The organism is Sphingomonas desiccabilis, assembly GCF_004135605.1.
Lineage (GTDB): Bacteria > Pseudomonadota > Alphaproteobacteria > Sphingomonadales > Sphingomonadaceae > Sphingomonas > Sphingomonas desiccabilis.
Genome location: NZ_SDPT01000001.1, coordinates 1,166,944 through 1,182,423 on the forward strand (window position 1 = coordinate 1,166,944; position 15,480 = coordinate 1,182,423).

11 protein-coding genes are annotated in these 15,480 nt (G+C 66.5%); 7 read left to right on the forward strand and 4 right to left on the reverse strand.

Annotated features, from left to right (window positions below; genetic code table 11):
* Window positions 1-7: 7 nt before the first annotated feature.
* On the reverse strand, window positions 8-1,693 hold the full coding sequence (gene ccoN / locus EO081_RS05605; protein ID WP_129340894.1) for a cytochrome-c oxidase, cbb3-type subunit I: 1,686 nt from the start codon (window positions 1,691-1,693) through the stop codon (window positions 8-10).
* A gap of 98 nt (window positions 1,694-1,791) precedes the next feature.
* The gene (locus EO081_RS05610) at window positions 1,792-2,091 is read right to left on the reverse strand and encodes a hypothetical protein (RefSeq protein ID WP_129340895.1); all 300 of its coding nucleotides are present in this window, start codon (window positions 2,089-2,091) and stop codon (window positions 1,792-1,794) included.
* 302 nt (window positions 2,092-2,393) lie between these two features.
* Between EO081_RS05610 and EO081_RS05615 the strand changes: the two genes are divergently transcribed.
* Window positions 2,394-3,005, forward strand: a complete 612-nt coding sequence (locus tag EO081_RS05615; protein WP_165284518.1) for a Crp/Fnr family transcriptional regulator — start codon at window positions 2,394-2,396, stop codon at window positions 3,003-3,005.
* A gap of 15 nt (window positions 3,006-3,020) precedes the next feature.
* On the opposite strand, the gene EO081_RS05620 is transcribed toward EO081_RS05615, so the two are convergent.
* Window positions 3,021-3,803, reverse strand: coding sequence for a TetR/AcrR family transcriptional regulator (locus EO081_RS05620; RefSeq protein ID WP_129340897.1), 783 nt, complete (start codon window positions 3,801-3,803; stop codon window positions 3,021-3,023).
* Between EO081_RS05620 and EO081_RS05625 the strand changes: the two genes are divergently transcribed.
* The 4 genes from EO081_RS05625 (at window position 3,796) to EO081_RS05640 (ending at window position 10,826) form a co-directional block, all read left to right on the forward strand.
* Window positions 3,796-5,076, forward strand: a complete 1,281-nt coding sequence (locus tag EO081_RS05625) for an efflux RND transporter periplasmic adaptor subunit (protein WP_240697548.1) — start codon at window positions 3,796-3,798, stop codon at window positions 5,074-5,076. The genes EO081_RS05620 and EO081_RS05625 overlap by 8 nt on opposite strands.
* Before the next feature lie 3 nt (window positions 5,077-5,079).
* A complete protein-coding gene (locus EO081_RS05630; RefSeq protein WP_129340898.1) occupies window positions 5,080-8,310 on the forward strand; it encodes an efflux RND transporter permease subunit in 3,231 nt (1,076 codons plus the stop codon).
* Window positions 8,303-9,751 (forward strand): efflux transporter outer membrane subunit, encoded by a 1,449-nt coding sequence (locus tag EO081_RS05635; protein ID WP_129340899.1) that lies wholly within the window; start codon window positions 8,303-8,305, stop codon window positions 9,749-9,751. Before EO081_RS05630 ends, EO081_RS05635 begins: the two co-directional genes overlap by 8 nt.
* A 94-nt stretch (window positions 9,752-9,845) precedes the next feature.
* A complete protein-coding gene (locus tag EO081_RS05640) occupies window positions 9,846-10,826 on the forward strand; it encodes an aldo/keto reductase (protein WP_129340900.1) in 981 nt (326 codons plus the stop codon).
* Between the two features lie 75 nt (window positions 10,827-10,901).
* On the opposite strand, the gene EO081_RS05645 is transcribed toward EO081_RS05640, so the two are convergent.
* Window positions 10,902-12,230, reverse strand: coding sequence for an MFS transporter (locus EO081_RS05645; protein ID WP_129340901.1), 1,329 nt, complete (start codon window positions 12,228-12,230; stop codon window positions 10,902-10,904).
* Between the two features lie 111 nt (window positions 12,231-12,341).
* Here EO081_RS05645 and cyoA point away from each other — a divergent pair, with 111 nt between their 5' ends.
* The gene (gene cyoA / locus EO081_RS05650; protein WP_206364347.1) at window positions 12,342-13,466 is read left to right on the forward strand and encodes a ubiquinol oxidase subunit II; all 1,125 of its coding nucleotides are present in this window, start codon (window positions 12,342-12,344) and stop codon (window positions 13,464-13,466) included.
* A gap of 10 nt (window positions 13,467-13,476) precedes the next feature.
* Window positions 13,477-15,480, forward strand: coding sequence for a cytochrome o ubiquinol oxidase subunit I (gene cyoB, locus EO081_RS05655; RefSeq protein WP_129340902.1), 2,004 nt, complete (start codon window positions 13,477-13,479; stop codon window positions 15,478-15,480).

Genomic DNA, 15,480 nt, shown 5'->3' on the forward strand with positions numbered 1-15,480 from the left:
CTTGTCCTTACTCGGCCGGAGCGGGCTGGGGGGTGCCGGCGGCGGGTGCCCGCACGACCGGGCGGTCCGCCTCGGGATCGAAGGCGGCGTCCGTCATCGGCGCCTCTTGGCGGAGGTCGCCCTTGATCGTCTTGTAGATGTTCCAGGCCATCACTAGCGAACCGGTCAGGTAGAACAGGCCGCCGACCATGCGGATCACGTAGTAGGGCTTCACGGCGGACACGACTTCGGCGAAGGCGTAGACGAGGTACCCGTCCTCTCCATACTCGCGCCACATCAGGCCCTGGGTGATGCCCGCCACCCACATGGAGGAGGCGTAGAGAACGATCCCCAGCGTCGCGAGCCAGAAGTGCCAGTTGACCATCCGGAGCGAGTAGAGCCGTTCACGACCCCACAGGCGCGGCGCCATGTAGTAGATCGCCGAGAAGGTGATCATGCCGTTCCATCCGAGCGCGCCGGAGTGGACGTGGCCGATGGTCCATTCGGTATAGTGGCTGAGCGAGTTGACCGACTTGATCGACATCATCGGGCCTTCGAACGTCGCCATGCCGTAGAAGGCCAGCGCGAAGACCATCATGCGGATGATCGGGTCGGTGCGGATCTTGTCCCAGGCGCCGTTGAGCGTCATCAGGCCGTTGATCATGCCGCCCCAGCTGGGCATCCACAGCATTACCGAGAACACCATGCCCAGCGTCTGCGCCCAGTCGGGCAGCGCGGTGTAGTGGAGGTGGTGCGGACCCGCCCAGATGTAGAGGAAGATCAGCGACCAGAAGTGGATGATCGACAGCCGGTAGCTGTAGACCGGGCGCTCGGCCTGCTTCGGCACGAAATAGTACATCATGCCCAGGAAGCCGGCAGTCAGGAAGAAACCGACCGCGTTGTGGCCGTACCACCATTGGGTCAGCGCATCCTGCACGCCGGCGAAGGCGGCATAGGACTTGGAGCCCAGCAGCGACACCGGCATCGACAGGTTGTTGACGATGTGCAGCATCGCGATGGTGATGATGAAGGACAGGTAGAACCAGTTGGCCACATAGATGTGGGGTTCGGACCGCTTCACGATCGTGCCGACGAAGACCGCCAGATAGCAGACCCAGACGATGGTCAGCCAAAGGTCGACATACCATTCGGGTTCGGCATATTCCTTGCCCTCGGTGATGCCGAGGATGTAGCCGGTCGCCGCCAGCACGATGAACAGCTGATAGCCCCAGAAGACGAAGTTCGCGAGCTTGGGCGCGAACAGCCGCGCGCGGCAGGTGCGCTGCACGACATAGAAGCTCGTCGCCAGCAGCGCGTTACCGCCGAACGCGAAGATCACCGCAGAGGTATGCAGCGGCCGCAGGCGGCCGAAGGTCGTGAACTCGTTGTTGAGGTTCAAGGCCGGGAAGGGGAGCTGGAGCGCAATGACCACCCCGACCAGGAACCCGACGACGCCCCAGAAGACGGTTGCGATCACACCCCAGCGGATTACGTCGTCGTAATAGCGGCTCCGCAGTGCCGAAGGCCCGGCGAACCGGCCGGGCAGAGCGTTGAAGTCCCCCTTGGCCATGGTGAGGAACGACGCGGCCAGCGCCGCGATCGCCATGATCCCCATGTGCACGGCGAAGCCGGCGTCGGCGGCGAGCGCCGCGCCGAACAGCGCCAGGATGGCCAGGAGCAACCAGGCCCCCGCATTTGTGATGATATTGTCCATGAGCCCCTCGCTCGAGCAGCCGATCCAGCTAACGGGGGCCCTCGGCTGCTCGGCCCCCTGCAACATTGATTTCCGTCAAGACCTGCGGCGCGGCTCGGCTAGGGCCGCTGCACCGTCACGTCCTGGGACTTGACCAGCGTGGAGAGCGTGCCGCTCGCGTGCAGGCCGATCAGAACCATCAGGCCGATCCAGGCCAGGTGGAAGATGATCACCGCCAGGATCGAACGGCGTGCTCGTCCCCGGCGGCCGACGGGACGGCTTCGGCCGGCGACGACGTCGTTGTCCAGCGTCTGTGACTCCCGCGCGAGCGTGTTGGCGTGCAGGAACGCGAAATAGCCCGACACTAGCGTCACCAGGATCAACAGGCCGTAGGTACCGGTGATAACTCCGATCGGCATGCGCAACTTCCTCCCTGCGCCAACAGTCCTGACGCAATCCGGGCGCCGGGAATCAGGGGTCCCGAATGGCACGGCCGAGAAGAGCGGGATTTGATGGCGGTCAAACAACGGGGTTTGACCCGTATCAAAGAAGCATTGCGTGCGGCTTTCTAGTTGCCGGACCGTCGGGAACGCCGCGGACAGATTGCGGCTGCTTGCAACGGGCGCGTCGTTTGGCCGCGCGGAGAAACGGAACCGCTGTGCCGAAATCTATGCCCAACTGCCGCTTGTTTGACGGGCTTTCGTACGAACTGGAGGCACTGTTGCGCCGTACTGCCACGCCGCGGAGCTACCGGGCCGGGCAGGTCCTGATGTTCGAGGAGGATGAGGCCGACCAGTTCCTGCTGCTGACGGACGGACGGGTGCGGGTGTGGCGGACGTCGACGGGGGGCACGGCCATGACCGTGCACATGATGGGTCCGGGAACGATGCCGGGCTGCGTCGCCGGGTTGCGCCAGATCCCCTATCCGGCGACCGTTACCGCATTGACGGACATCCGCGCGTTAAGCTGGCCGTCCGACCGGATGCGCCAACTTGTCGCCGCGCACCCGGCGCTGGCCGGCAACTTCCTTCAGATGATCGCCGAGCGCAACGAGGAGATGCTCCAGCGCCTTCACGAGGTGTCTACGCTGCCGGTCGCGCAGCGCGTGGCACGGGCGCTCCTGCGGCTCGCGGCGGACGGGGCGTCTGGCGGACAGGGGGTGCAGGTGGCGCTATCGCGTCAGGACCTTGCCGAACTCACCGCCACGACGCTCCACAGCGTCAGCCGGTTGGTAAGCCGCTGGCAGCGCGCCGGTATCGTCGCGGCCGGCCGCAAGCGGGTCCGCATTCTCGATCCCGAGCGCCTGGTTGCCGAGGGCGGAACGGTCGACTAGCCGCGCCGGCACGCTCTAGCAGGACTGGAGCATCGCCCGCGCGAAGATGCTCCAGCGCTCTTCGAAGCGCTCTCCGGACCCGCCGCTTCCTCCATCGGGCGAGGAGGACCTGCGGGCACCGCCGTCGATCAGATCGACCAGAACCTCGCAGATCCTGACGGAATCGCCCGGGCGGATGCAGCCGGCGGCCTGCGCTTCCTCTATCCGTTCGCGCAACGGCGCGTTCGCGACCTGCTCCCATTCCGTCAGCTTGCGACGCATGTCTTCCGAAAAGGCGCCTTCGGCCTGGAGGAAGGAGATGAAGGCGACGTCTTCGGGCGTCACGCAGCACTGGAAGAAGCGCTTGGTCGCGAGCTTCAGCGCTTGCACAGGGTCGTCCCCTTCGGCTCCGCCCTGATCGCCCCCGGCCTGCATTTGTCCTGCAAAGCGGGAGAGATCGCGCTGCACCACGGCGTCGAGCAACGCAGCCTTGCTGGGATAGCGGCGATAGATGGTGTGCTTCGTCACGCCGACCGCGCTGGCGATCTCATCCATCGAGGCGCCCGAGATGCCCTGGCGACAAAAGGCCGTGCGGGCGCCGTCCAGGACCCGGTCGTTGATCGCGGCCGCTTCCTCGCGCGTCGGGCGGCCGGCGCCCCGGCGTTCACCACATTTCAATTCAGTAGCTCCACGCTTTCCTCCGAACGATGTACACTGGTCAGCAAAAAAATACACGGCGCAGTTGATTTGTCGTTTTTGAGCGGTACAGAAATCCGCGCCTGCACGGGCTCGCCCTCTTGGAGAAACGTTTGTGATCATCGCCCCCTCCTTCGGCCGGCCCGGCCGGACGCTGGTCGTCGTCGCTGGTGCGCTTGCCCTCGCCTCTTGCGGCGGCGGTGCGGAGCAAGCGCCCGCGCCCCCGCCGCCGCTCGTGTCGGTGGTGACGATCCAGGCGCAGACCGTGCCCAACATCATCGAACTGCCCGGCCGCATCGAGGCGGTCCGCTCGGCCGAGGTTCGCGCGCGCACCGACGGCATCATCGAGCGGCGGCTGTATCAGGAAGGGACCGACGTGCGCGAAGGCACGCCGCTGTTCCTGATCGACCCGCGCGACAAGCGGGCGGCGGTGCAGCAGGCGCGGGCTGCGGTGCAGCGGGCGGAGGCGTCGCGCCTCAACGCCCGCCAGGTAGTGGATCGCTATCGGCCGCTCATCAACGAGCGCGCGGTGAGCGCACAGGAATATGAGGCAGCCCAGGCCACGCTCCGCCAGGCGGAAGCCGGCGTCGCCGACGCCCGTGCGGCGCTCACGCGTGCGGAGCTGGAGCTGAGTTACGCGACCGTGCGTGCGCCGATCAGTGGCCGCGTCGGTCGCGCCCAGGTGACTGAGGGTGCGCTTGCAAGCGCCACCCAGGCAACGCCGCTCACGACCATCGAGCAGTTGTCGCCGGTCTACGCCGTCTTCGCCCAGTCGAGCACCGAACTGCAGACGCTGCTGACCCGCGCGCGTAACGGTGAACTGAAGCTACCGACCCTCACGGGCGTGGAAGTCCGGTTGATCCTGGAGAGCGGCGAGGATTATGGGCCGGTCGGCCGGCTGAACTTCGCCGACCTGAGCGTCGATCCCGCCACCGGCAGCCAGGTGCTGCGGGCAAGCTTCGTGAACCCCGACCGCCGGCTGCTGCCGGGGCAGTTCGTGCGCGGCCGCCTGTCTGCGGGCACCGTCAACGGCTTCATGGTCCCGCAGCGCGCGGTTCAGATCGCCGGCAGCAACGCGAGTGTCTCGGTCGTTGCCCAGGACGGAAGCGTGAGCACGCGTCCGGTGCAGCTGGGCGGGCAGAGCGGCGCCAACTGGATCATCCGATCGGGCCTGAAGGCGGGTGACCGCGTGATCACCGAAGGCTGGCAGAAGGTACAGCCGGGCGGCAAGGTGCGGGTGCAGGGCGAGCAGCCCGCCGCAGCCGGCGCCCCTGGCGCCGCGGGGCCGGCCGGACAGGGCGGCGCTGCTGGACAGCCGGGCCAGGGCGGCACTGCCGCGCAGTCGGGGCAGCCCGGCCAACCGGGTGCCGCAAACGGCCCGGCATCGGGGCGCTGATCCATGGACCGCTTTTTCGTCTACAAGCCTGTTTTCGCATGGGTCATTGCGGCGTTCATCGCCCTGGCCGGCGTGATAGGGTTGATCGGCCTGCCGATCGAGCAGTATCCGCAGGTCGCGCCGCCGGCGCTGAACCTGGCCTTCACCTATAATGGTGCCGACGCCGAGACGCTCGACCGCAACGTGACTTCGGTCATCGAGCGCGAGATGAACGGCATCGACGGGTTCCTGTACATGAACTCGACCAGCCGATCGAACGGTACGGCACAGATCACGCTGACGTTCGAGAGCGGCACCGATCTGAACACCGCCCGCGTCGAGGTCCAGGACCGCCTCAACCGGGCCGAGCCGCGGTTGCCCGAAGACGTGCGGCGCCTAGGCATCCAGATCACCGACAACACCTCCGGCTTCCTGATGGTGGTCGCGCTGACCTCGAAGAACGGCACCATGCCGGTCGTCGAGCTCGGCAACTACGCCGCGAACAACGTCGTCAACGAATTGCGCCGCGTCGAGGGCGTGGGCGACGTGCAGCTGTTCGGCTCGCAATATGCGATGCGCATCTGGCTCGATCCGGAGAAGCTCGCCGGCTATGGCATCTCGCCGGCCGAGGCGCTGGCGGCGGTTCAGGAGCAGAACAGCCAGACGGCCGGTGGCGGCCTGGGCGAGCAGCCGATCACGCGCGAGACCGAGTTCAACGCGAAGATCGTCACGCAGAACCGCTTCAGCGACCCCGAGCAGTTCCGGAACATCATCGTCCGTTCCGACCCGAGCGGCGCGACCATCCGCCTGGGCGACGTTGCGCGCGTCGAACTCGGCGCCGAAAGCTATGGCTTCAAGGCGACCCTGAACGGCAGCGAGATCGCCGGCATGGGCGTGCAGCTGGCGGCCGGCGCGAACGCGGTCGCGACGGCAGAGGCCGTGCGCACCCGCATGCAGGAGCTCGAGGCGAACTTCCCGCCCCAGATGACGTGGCGGGTGCCGTTCGACACGACGCCCTTCATCAACGCCTCGATCGACAGCGTCATCCATACGCTGGTCGAAGCGATGGTGCTGGTGTTCATCGTCATGTTCCTGTTCCTGCAGAACTGGCGGGCGACGCTGATCCCGGCGATCGTGGTCCCGATCGCGCTCGCGGGCGCGTGCCTGGGGCTCTACCTCTTCGGCTTCTCCATCAATACGCTGTCGCTGTTCGGCATGGTGGTGGCGATCGGCATCCTCGTCGACGACGCGATCGTGGTCGTCGAGAACGTCGAGCGCATCATGGCGGAGGAGGGGCTCAGCCCCCGCCGCGCGACGGTGAAGGCGATGGGGCAGATCCGGGGCGCTATCATCGGCATAACGCTGGTGCTGATCGCCGTGTTCATCCCGATGGCGTTCTTCCCCGGTTCGACCGGCGGCATCTATCGCCAGTTTTCGGTCACGCTCGCCGTTTCGATCTTCTTCTCGGCCGTGCTCGCGCTCACGCTCACGCCTGCGCTTTGCGGGCAGCTGCTGAAGCGGGATCAGGCGCATCTGCCGGGCGAGCACCCGCCCGAGCCGAAGCCGGGCTGGCGGGGCATCCCGCAGCGCTTCTTCAACTGGTTCAACAACCGGTTCGGTCGCGCGACCAACCGCTACGGACGGACTGTCGGATCGATGCTGTCGCGTCCGGTGCGTTGGCTCGCCGTGTTCGCGGTCGTGCTCGTCATCACCGTGCTGATGTTCATGCGCCTGCCCGGCGGCTTCCTGCCGAACGAGGACCAGGGCTATTTCATGGTCAACTATGACGCAGCGCCCGGTTCCACGATGCAGCGGACCGAGGCGGCGGTGAAGACGACCGAAGCGTTCCTGAAGGAGCAGCCGCAGGTCCGCAACATCGTGTCCATCGTCGGCTTCAACTTCTTCGGCCAGGGTCAGTCGGCCGCGTTGTCGTTCGTCGATCTCCACCCTTGGGAGGAGCGCCCCGGCAAGGAGAACAGCGTCGACACCATCATCGGCAAGACGTTCGGCTTCGTGTCCGGCATCGCCTCTGCGACCGTGTTCCCGCTGAACCCGCCGCCGATCCAGTCGCTCGGCAACGCCACGGGCTTCTCGATGAAGATCGAGGACCGCAGCGGCACCGATCGCGCCGGCCTGCTCGCAGCACGCAACGCCATTCTCGGCCGCGCGATGCAGAGCAAGGTGCTGGCCGGCGTCCGGCCGGAAGGGCAGGGCGAGGCGCCGCAGCTCTACGTGGACATCGACCGGGTCCAGGCGCGCGCGCTTGGCCTCTCGATCGCGGACGTGAACGCGACGCTCGCGATCAGCTTCGGCTCGGCCTATGCCAACGACTTCAGCCGCGACGGCAACGTGCTGCGCGTCTATCTGCAGGCGGATGCTCCGCAGCGGATGAAGCCGGAGGATGTGCTGAACCTGCGGGTCCGCAATGCGACGACCGGCACGATGGTGCCGTTCTCCGCCTTCACGACCGTGCGCTGGACTTCCGGCCCGACCCAGCTGGAGCGCTACAACGGCTATCCCTCGATGACGATCTCGGGCCAGGCGGCTCCGGGCCAGTCGAGCGGGACCGCGTTGGAGGAGATGGAGAAGATCGCGGGCGAGGTGCTCAAGGGCAGCCAGGCCTATGAGTGGACCGGCACCGCTTACGAAGAGAAGCAGGCGGGTGGTCAGATCGGCCTTCTGCTCGGTCTCTCGATGGTGGTCGTCTTCCTGCTGCTGGCAGCGCTCTACAACAGCTGGCCGATCCCGTTGGCGGTGCTGCTAGTGGTGCCGTTCGGCGTGCTGGGCGCGGTGGTCTTCACCTCGCTGCGCGGGCTGTCGGCAGACGTCTACTTCAACGTCGGCCTGATCACGATCATCGGTCTGGCCGCAAAGAACGCGATCCTGATCGTCGAGTTCGCGATCGAGGACGAACAGGGCGACAAGACTGCCCAGGCTGCCACCGTAGAGGCGGCACGCCAGCGCCTGCGGCCGATCCTGATGACCAGCCTTGCGTTCATTCTGGGCATGGTCCCGCTGGTGATCGCGACCGGCCCGGGTGCGGCAAGCCGCCATGCGGTGGGTACGGGCGTGATGGGTGGCATGATCACCGCCACGCTGCTCGGCATCTTCTTCACGCCGGTGTTCTACATCGCGGCGAAGAAGTGGCTTGCCCGCGACCACGACTATGAGGCGATGGATGCGCGCGAGGAGGCGGAGGATGCCCGACGCCTTGCCGAGCGCAACGGCCGCGCCGGGGAGCCCCAGAATGCGTAAGCTCGTCACCGCCCTTGCGGCGACCACCATGCTCGCGGGGTGCAACTTCGCGCCCCAGTATCGCCAGCCGGTGGCACCCGTGTCCGGAACGTTCCCGGAGGCGGTCGCCGCCCCGGGAAGCCGCCTCGCGACTGAAATCGGCTGGCGCGAGTTCTTCGGGGACGCGCGGCTGGAATCCTATATTGCTGCGGCGCTGGCCAACAACCGAGACCTGGCGCAGTCGGTCGCGCGGATCGAGCAGGCCCGGGCGCAGTATCGGATCACCGATGCGCAGCGCTTGCCAGAGCTGGGGCTGCAGGCCCGCGGCACCCGCACGCGCACGCCGCTCAACTCGCTGGGGTTCGGCGACGCGTTGGGCGGAGGCGACGGCGAGGCGGCGGAGTCGCCCGACGCGATCGAAGTCACCCAGCTCAACGTGGGCGTGGCGGTCACTTCGTTCGAGCTCGATTTCTGGGGGCGCGTGCGCAACCTCAGCGAAGCGGCACGGGCGCGCTACCTGGCGACGATCGAGGCGGAGCGCGCCTTCCGCTTGTCGCTGGTGAGCCAGGTCGCCGCCACTTACCTGTCGATCCGCGCGGGTGAGGAGCGCATCGCGCTCGCCGAGCGCACGCTTGAGGCCCGTCGCGAAGGCTTGCGTATCGCGCGGCTTCGCATGGAGCGTGGCGTCACCTCGTCGGTGGACTTCGACCAGTCCACCTTGCTCGTGACCCAGGCGGAAGCGGAACTCGCCGAGCTGCGGCGGACCACTGCCCAGTCGGAGAACCTGCTGACGGTGTTGATCGGCGGGCCGCTGACGGGGCCGCTGCCGGAGGCGCTGCCGCTCAGCCAATCCGCGCAGTTCAGCGCGCTCGACCCGGGCCTTCCTTCCGCGCTCCTTGCCAACCGACCGGACATCCTCGGCGCGGAACTGCAGCTTCGTGCGGCGAATGCCGACATCGGCGCGGCGCGGGCTGCCTTCTTCCCGAACATCTCGCTCACCGGCAACTATGGCTTCGCGTCGCCGGATCTGGGAAGCCTGTTCAGCGGGAGCTCGCAGAGCTGGTCCTTCGGCGGTGCGCTCAACCTGCCGATCTTCGACTGGGGGCGCCGCGAGGCCAATCTCCAACTGACCCGGGCACAGGCGGACGAACTCGTCGCGGCCTATCAGCGGACGGTTCAGGAGGCATTCCGCGAGGTCGCGGACGCCCTCGTCGCGCGTCGACGCTACGCCGAGCAGATCGACGCGCAGACGCGCGCGGTGGCGGCGCAGCGCAGCCTCGCCCGTACGGCGCGGCTGCGGTACCAGAACGGCATCTCGATCTATCTCGAGGTGCTGGACGCGGAGCGCAACCTGTTCGCCGCCGAGCAGCAGTTGCTCGCGCTTCGCGCCGCGGAGCTCCAGAACGGCGTGTCGCTCTATGTCGCGCTGGGCGGCGGCCTTCGTGAGGTTTCCGCCCAGTAACATCGGGCGGGCTGCGGCCGGTCGACCATCCTGATTGCGGCCGGTGCGGGATCAGCCTCCCGCGCCGGCCGTTTTGTGTCCGGAGGAGATCAGCATGGAATATCGGAAGCTCGGCAGCACCGGCCTGGACGTGTCCCGCCTGTGCCTTGGCTGCATGACCTACGGCGTCCCCGACCGCGGAGCCCATCCGTGGACGCTGGACGAGGAACGTAGCCGCCCGCTGCTGCGTCAGGCGGTGGAGGCCGGGATCAACTTCTTCGACACCGCCAACGTCTATTCGGATGGCACGTCGGAGGAGATCGTGGGGCGGGCGCTCAAGGAGTTCACGCGGCGGGATGAGGTGGTGATCGCCACCAAGGTCCACGGTCGCATGCATGCGGGGCCGAATGGCGCCGGTCTCAGCCGCAAGGCCATCCTGCAGGAGATCGACGCATCGCTTCGCCGCCTGGGCACAGACTATGTGGACCTCTACCAGATCCACCGGTTCGATCCCGAAACCCCGATCGAAGAAACGCTGGAGGCGCTGCACGACGTCGTGAAGGCGGGCAAGGCCCGATACATCGGCGCTTCCTCGATGTATGCCTGGCAGTTCGCCACCATGCTCCACGTCGCCGAGGCGAACGGCTGGACGCGCTTCGCCACCATGCAGAACTACGTGAACCTGCTCTATCGAGAGGAGGAGCGCGAGATGCTGCCGCTCTGCGAGGCGGAGGGAGTCGGCGTGATCCCGTGGAGCCCGCTTGCCCGCGGGCGGCTGACGCGCCCCTGGAACGCGGAGACGGAGCGGACGCAGAGCGACGCTTTTGGCAGGAGCCTCTACGCGCACACTGCCGATGCCGACCGAAAGGTCATCGAGGCGGTGGCAGAGGTGGCCGCGGGCAGGGGCGTGCCGCCCGCGCAGATCGCGCTCGCCTGGGTGCTGGCGAAGCCGATGGTGAGTGCGCCGATCGTGGGTGCCTCCAAGCCGGGGCACCTGCAGGACGCGGTCGCGGCACTGGATTTTGTCTTGAGCGAAGACGAAGTCGAGCGGCTGGAGGCACCCTATGTGCCCCATGCCGTCGTCGGGTTTGCTTGATCGGGGACGAGAGACAAAGAAAAAGGCGGCGAGGACCGGGGCCCCGCCGCCTTTCTTTTGGTCCGGAGCACGGCCTCAGTCGAGGCGGCGAGCCAGTTCGCGGTTCAGGAGCAGTGCGATCAGCGTCGCGACGGCACCCGACAGCAGATAACCGCCGGCGGCGATCAGGCCGAAGGTCTCTGCCAGCCACAGTGCCGCGAACGGAGCGAAGCCCGCACCGAACAGCCACGCCAGATCCGACGTCAGGGCCGCACCCGTGTAGCGTGCGCGCTTCGGGAAGTTGCTGGTCACGGCACCCGACGACTGGCCGAACGACAGGCCGAGCAGGATGAAGCCCACGATCATGAACGCGGTCTCACCGGCTTCGCCACCGTTCAGCAGCATCGGTGCGACGCAGGCGAAGATCGCGATGGCGGCGGCGGTGTAGCCGAGCACCGAGCGGCGCCCGATCCGATCCGCCAGCAGGCCGGAGCAGACGATCGCCACCACGCCGAAGACGGCGCCGACCATCTCGATCACGAGGAAGCGGGTGACGCTCTCCTGCGTGAACACCGCGACCCACGAAAGCGGGAACACGGTGACCATGTGGAACAGCGCGAAGCTCGCCAGCGGCGCGAACGCGCCGATAATGATGTTCCGCCACTGGTTCTTGAGCGTCGCCGGAACCGGAGACGCGGTCAGTTCGCGCGACTTGAACAGCTCGGAATATTCCGGCGATGCGACCATGCGAAGCCGGGCGAACAGCGCCACGACGTTTAGCGCGAACGCCACGAAGAACGGATAGCGCCAGCCCCAGCTGAGGAAGTCCTCGCCCCCCAGGGTGCCGAGGAAGAAGGCGAACAGGGCGCTCGCCACGATCAGGCCGATCGGGGCACCGAGCTGCGGAACCATGGCGTACCAGCCACGCTTGTGCGGCGGCGCGTTGAGCGCGAGCAGCGAGGCGAGGCCGTCCCAGCTACCACCCAGCGCGAGACCCTGGCCGATGCGGAAGATGGCCAGCAGAACCGCCGACGCGGCGCCGACCTGCGCATAGCTGGGGAGGAAGGCCACCGACACCGTGGACGTGCCGAGCAGGAACAGCGCGATCGTCAGCTTGACGCTGCGACCATAGCGCCGGTCGATCGCCATGAAGATCTGGCTGCCGACCGGGCGGGCGATGAACGCCAGCGCGAAAAGGGCGAAGGAGGCGAGGGTCGCCGCGACCGGTTCCAGGTACGGGAACACGAATCGCGGGAAGACGAGCACCGAAGCGATCGCGTAGACGAAAAAGTCGAAGAATTCCGACGTGCGCCCGATGATCACACCGACGGCGATCTCTCCCGGGTGCACGTCATCATGGCCGCGGGAATTCACGACGCGGGCATCGCGCTCCAAGGGCGCGGACGAGGCATGGGCCTGAGCCATTACGTATTCAACTCTCCGAACGTTCGGCGTCCCGATAGGCTCCGGGGCGCCGAACGGGGATAGGACAAATTGTCCTATTCCGCATGTGCGAACGGAGGTCTAGGCGCGCCGATGATGTCCCGCCTATCGTCTTCCTTCGCCGCGCGATGCGGCCTGAGCCTGCCGCTTGCCGCACTCCTCGGAGGGTGCGACCTGGTGGTGCTGAACCCCTCCGGTGACGTGGCGCGTCAGCAGGGCGACCTGATTCTCTGGTCGACCGGTCTGATGCTGCTGATCATCGTACCGGTGATGGTGCTCACCGTCCTGTTCGCCTGGCGCTACCGCGCGAGCAACAAGGATGCCGAGTACAAGCCGGACTGGGATCACTCGATCATGCTCGAGCTGGTGATCTGGTCGGCGCCGCTGCTGATCATCATCGCGCTCGGCGCGCTGACCTGGACCTCGACGCACCTCCTCGATCCCTATCGTCCGCTGGGTCGCCTCTCGCCGACGCAGGCGGTGAAGGCGAGCGAGCGGCCGCTGGAGGTCGAAGTAGTGTCGCTCGACTGGAAGTGGCTGTTCATCTACCCGGAACAGGGGGTCGCGACGGTGAACGAACTGGTGGTGCCGGTCGGACGCCAGGTCCGGTTCCGCCTGACGTCCTCCAGCGTCATGAACGCGTTCTACGTGCCGGCGATGGCGGGTATGATCTACACCATGCCGGGCATGGAGACGAAGCTTCACGCCGTCCTGAACCGCCCCGGCCAGTTCCCGGGCATCTCCTCGAACTACAGTGGCGCGGGCTACAGCCACATGCGCTTCACCACCCACTCGGTGGACGATGCGGGCTTCGCGCGCTGGGTGTCGGAGGCAAGGGCGGCCAAGACGCCGCTCGACGCGGCAACCTATCTCAAGCTTGAGAAGCCGTCCGAGAAGGTGCCGGTGATGCGCTTCGGCGGCGTCGACAAGGGCCTGTTCGACCGCATCGTGCAGATGTGCCCGGATCCCAAGCGCCCCTGTGATACCCACAACATGGGGCATGGGGGCCAGCCGGGCGTGAATAACCGCCACGCGATGCCGGGCGAGCCGGAAGGCGCGCTCTTCAAGGGCAATGAGGAAAAGCACGGCGGTGACCACCAGTCGAAGCCGAGTGGCCCCGCCGAGGGTACGCAGAACCCCGGATCCGAGGCCAACCGCAATATGACCCAGCTCCTCCGCCCCCGCGTGCCGGGTGCGAGCGCGGCCGACCGCGCATAAAGGCCGAACCATGTCAGACAGCATTCTCAAGACAATCTTCGGGCGACTGACGCTCGAGAGCTTCCCGATCCACGAGCCGATCCTGCTGGTCACCTTCGCGGGGGTCATGCTGGGTGGTCTCGCGGTGGTGGGGGCGCTCACCTACTTCCGGCTGTGGGGCTATCTCTGGAAGGAGTGGTTCACCACGGTCGATCACAAGCGCATCGGGATCATGTACATCATCCTGGCGCTGATCATGTTCCTGCGCGGGTTCGCCGACGCGGTGATGATGCGTCTGCAGCAGGCGTTGGCATTCGGCGGGAGCGAGGGCTATCTGAACGCCCATCACTTCGACCAGGTGTTCACCGCCCACGGCGTGATCATGATCTTCTTCGTGGCGATGCCGTTCGTCACGGGCCTCATGAACCTCGTGGTACCGCTCCAAATCGGCGCGCGCGACGTGTCGTTCCCGTTCCTGAACAACTTCAGCTTCTGGATGACCGCATTCGGTGCGGCGCTCGTGATGGTCAGCCTGTTCGTGGGCGAGTTCGCGCGGACCGGCTGGCTGGCGATGGCGCCGCTGTCGGGGCTCGACTATTCGCCGGACGTCGGCGTGGACTATTACATCTGGGCCTTGCAGGTGGCCGGCGTCGGCACCTTGCTATCGGGCGTCAACCTGATCGCGACCATCGTCAAGATGCGCGCGCCGGGCATGACCATGATGAAGATGCCGGTGTTCGTCTGGACGTCGCTGGCGACCAACGTGCTGATCGTCGCGGCCTTCCCGGTGCTGACCGCGGTGCTCGCGCTCCTGTCGCTCGACCGCTACGCAGGAACCAACTTCTTCACGAACACCCTCGGCGGCAACCCGATGATGTACGTGAACATGATCTGGATCTGGGGCCACCCGGAGGTGTACATCCTGATCCTGCCGGCATTCGGCATCTTCTCCGAGGTGACCTCCACCTTCTCGAGCAAGCGCCTGTTCGGCTATACGTCGATGGTCTACGCTACCCTCGTCATCACGATCCTGTCGTACCTCGTCTGGCTCCATCACTTCTTCACGATGGGCTCGGGCGCGAGCGTGAACTCCTTCTTCGGCATCACGACGATGATCATCTCGATCCCGACGGGCGCGAAGATCTTCAACTGGCTGTTCACCATGTACAAGGGGCGCGTGCGCTTCGAACTGCCGATGATGTGGACGGTCGCGTTCATGCTGACCTTCGTGATCGGCGGCATGACGGGCGTCATCCTCGCGGTGCCGCCGGCGGACTTCGTCCTCCACAACTCGCTGTTCCTGGTCGCCCACTTCCACAACGTGATCATCGGCGGCGTGCTGTTCGGCCTGTTCGCAGGCGTGAACTACTGGTGGCCCAAGGCGCTGGGCTTCCGCCTCGACCCGTTCTGGGGGAAGGTCAGCTTCTGGTGCTGGGTCGTCGGTTTCTGGGTCGCGTTTGCACCGGTCTACATCCTGGGCCTGATGGGCGTCACCCGTCGCCTGCGCGTGTTCGAGGACCCGTCGCTCCAGATCTGGTTCATCATCGCAGGCTTCGGTGCAGCGCTGATCGCGGTGGGCATCCTCGCCATGCTGATCCAGTTCGGGGTGAGCATCCTGCGTCGTGACCAGCTGCGCGACCTGACCGGCGATCCGTGGGGTGGCCGTACGCTGGAGTGGGCGACCTCGTCGCCGCCGCCGGCCTACAACTTCGCGTTCACGCCGATCGTCCACGATCTGGACGCCTGGTACGACATGAAGAACCGTCAGGCGGCTCGTCCGACCGGTGGCTATCGCGACATCCACATGCCCAAGAACACGGGCGCAGGCATCATCATCGCCGCGTTCTCGGCGGTCTGTGCCTTCGGCCTGATCTGGTACATGTGGTGGCTGGCAGCACTTGGCCTGATCGGCGTCATCGCAGCGACGATCATCCACAGCTTCAACTATGACCGGGACTTCTACATCCCGGCCGAAGAAGTCACCGCGACCGAGGAGGCCTATGGCCGCCAGCTCGCCGCGGCAGGAGCAGCATAA

Coding starts and splice junctions, on each gene's coding strand:
- ccoN (WP_129340894.1), bottom strand. CDS start 1,693: ATGGACAATATCATCACAAATGCGGGGGCCTGGTTGCTCCTGGCCATC.
- EO081_RS05610 (WP_129340895.1), bottom strand. CDS start 2,091: ATGCCGATCGGAGTTATCACCGGTACCTACGGCCTGTTGATCCTGGTG.
- EO081_RS05620 (WP_129340897.1), bottom strand. CDS start 3,803: ATGATCACAAACGTTTCTCCAAGAGGGCGAGCCCGTGCAGGCGCGGAT.
- EO081_RS05630 (WP_129340898.1), top strand. CDS start 5,080: ATGGACCGCTTTTTCGTCTACAAGCCTGTTTTCGCATGGGTCATTGCG.
- EO081_RS05635 (WP_129340899.1), top strand. CDS start 8,303: ATGCGTAAGCTCGTCACCGCCCTTGCGGCGACCACCATGCTCGCGGGG.
- EO081_RS05640 (WP_129340900.1), top strand. CDS start 9,846: ATGGAATATCGGAAGCTCGGCAGCACCGGCCTGGACGTGTCCCGCCTG.
- EO081_RS05645 (WP_129340901.1), bottom strand. CDS start 12,230: ATGGCTCAGGCCCATGCCTCGTCCGCGCCCTTGGAGCGCGATGCCCGC.
- cyoA (WP_206364347.1), top strand. CDS start 12,342: ATGATGTCCCGCCTATCGTCTTCCTTCGCCGCGCGATGCGGCCTGAGC.
- cyoB (WP_129340902.1), top strand. CDS start 13,477: ATGTCAGACAGCATTCTCAAGACAATCTTCGGGCGACTGACGCTCGAG.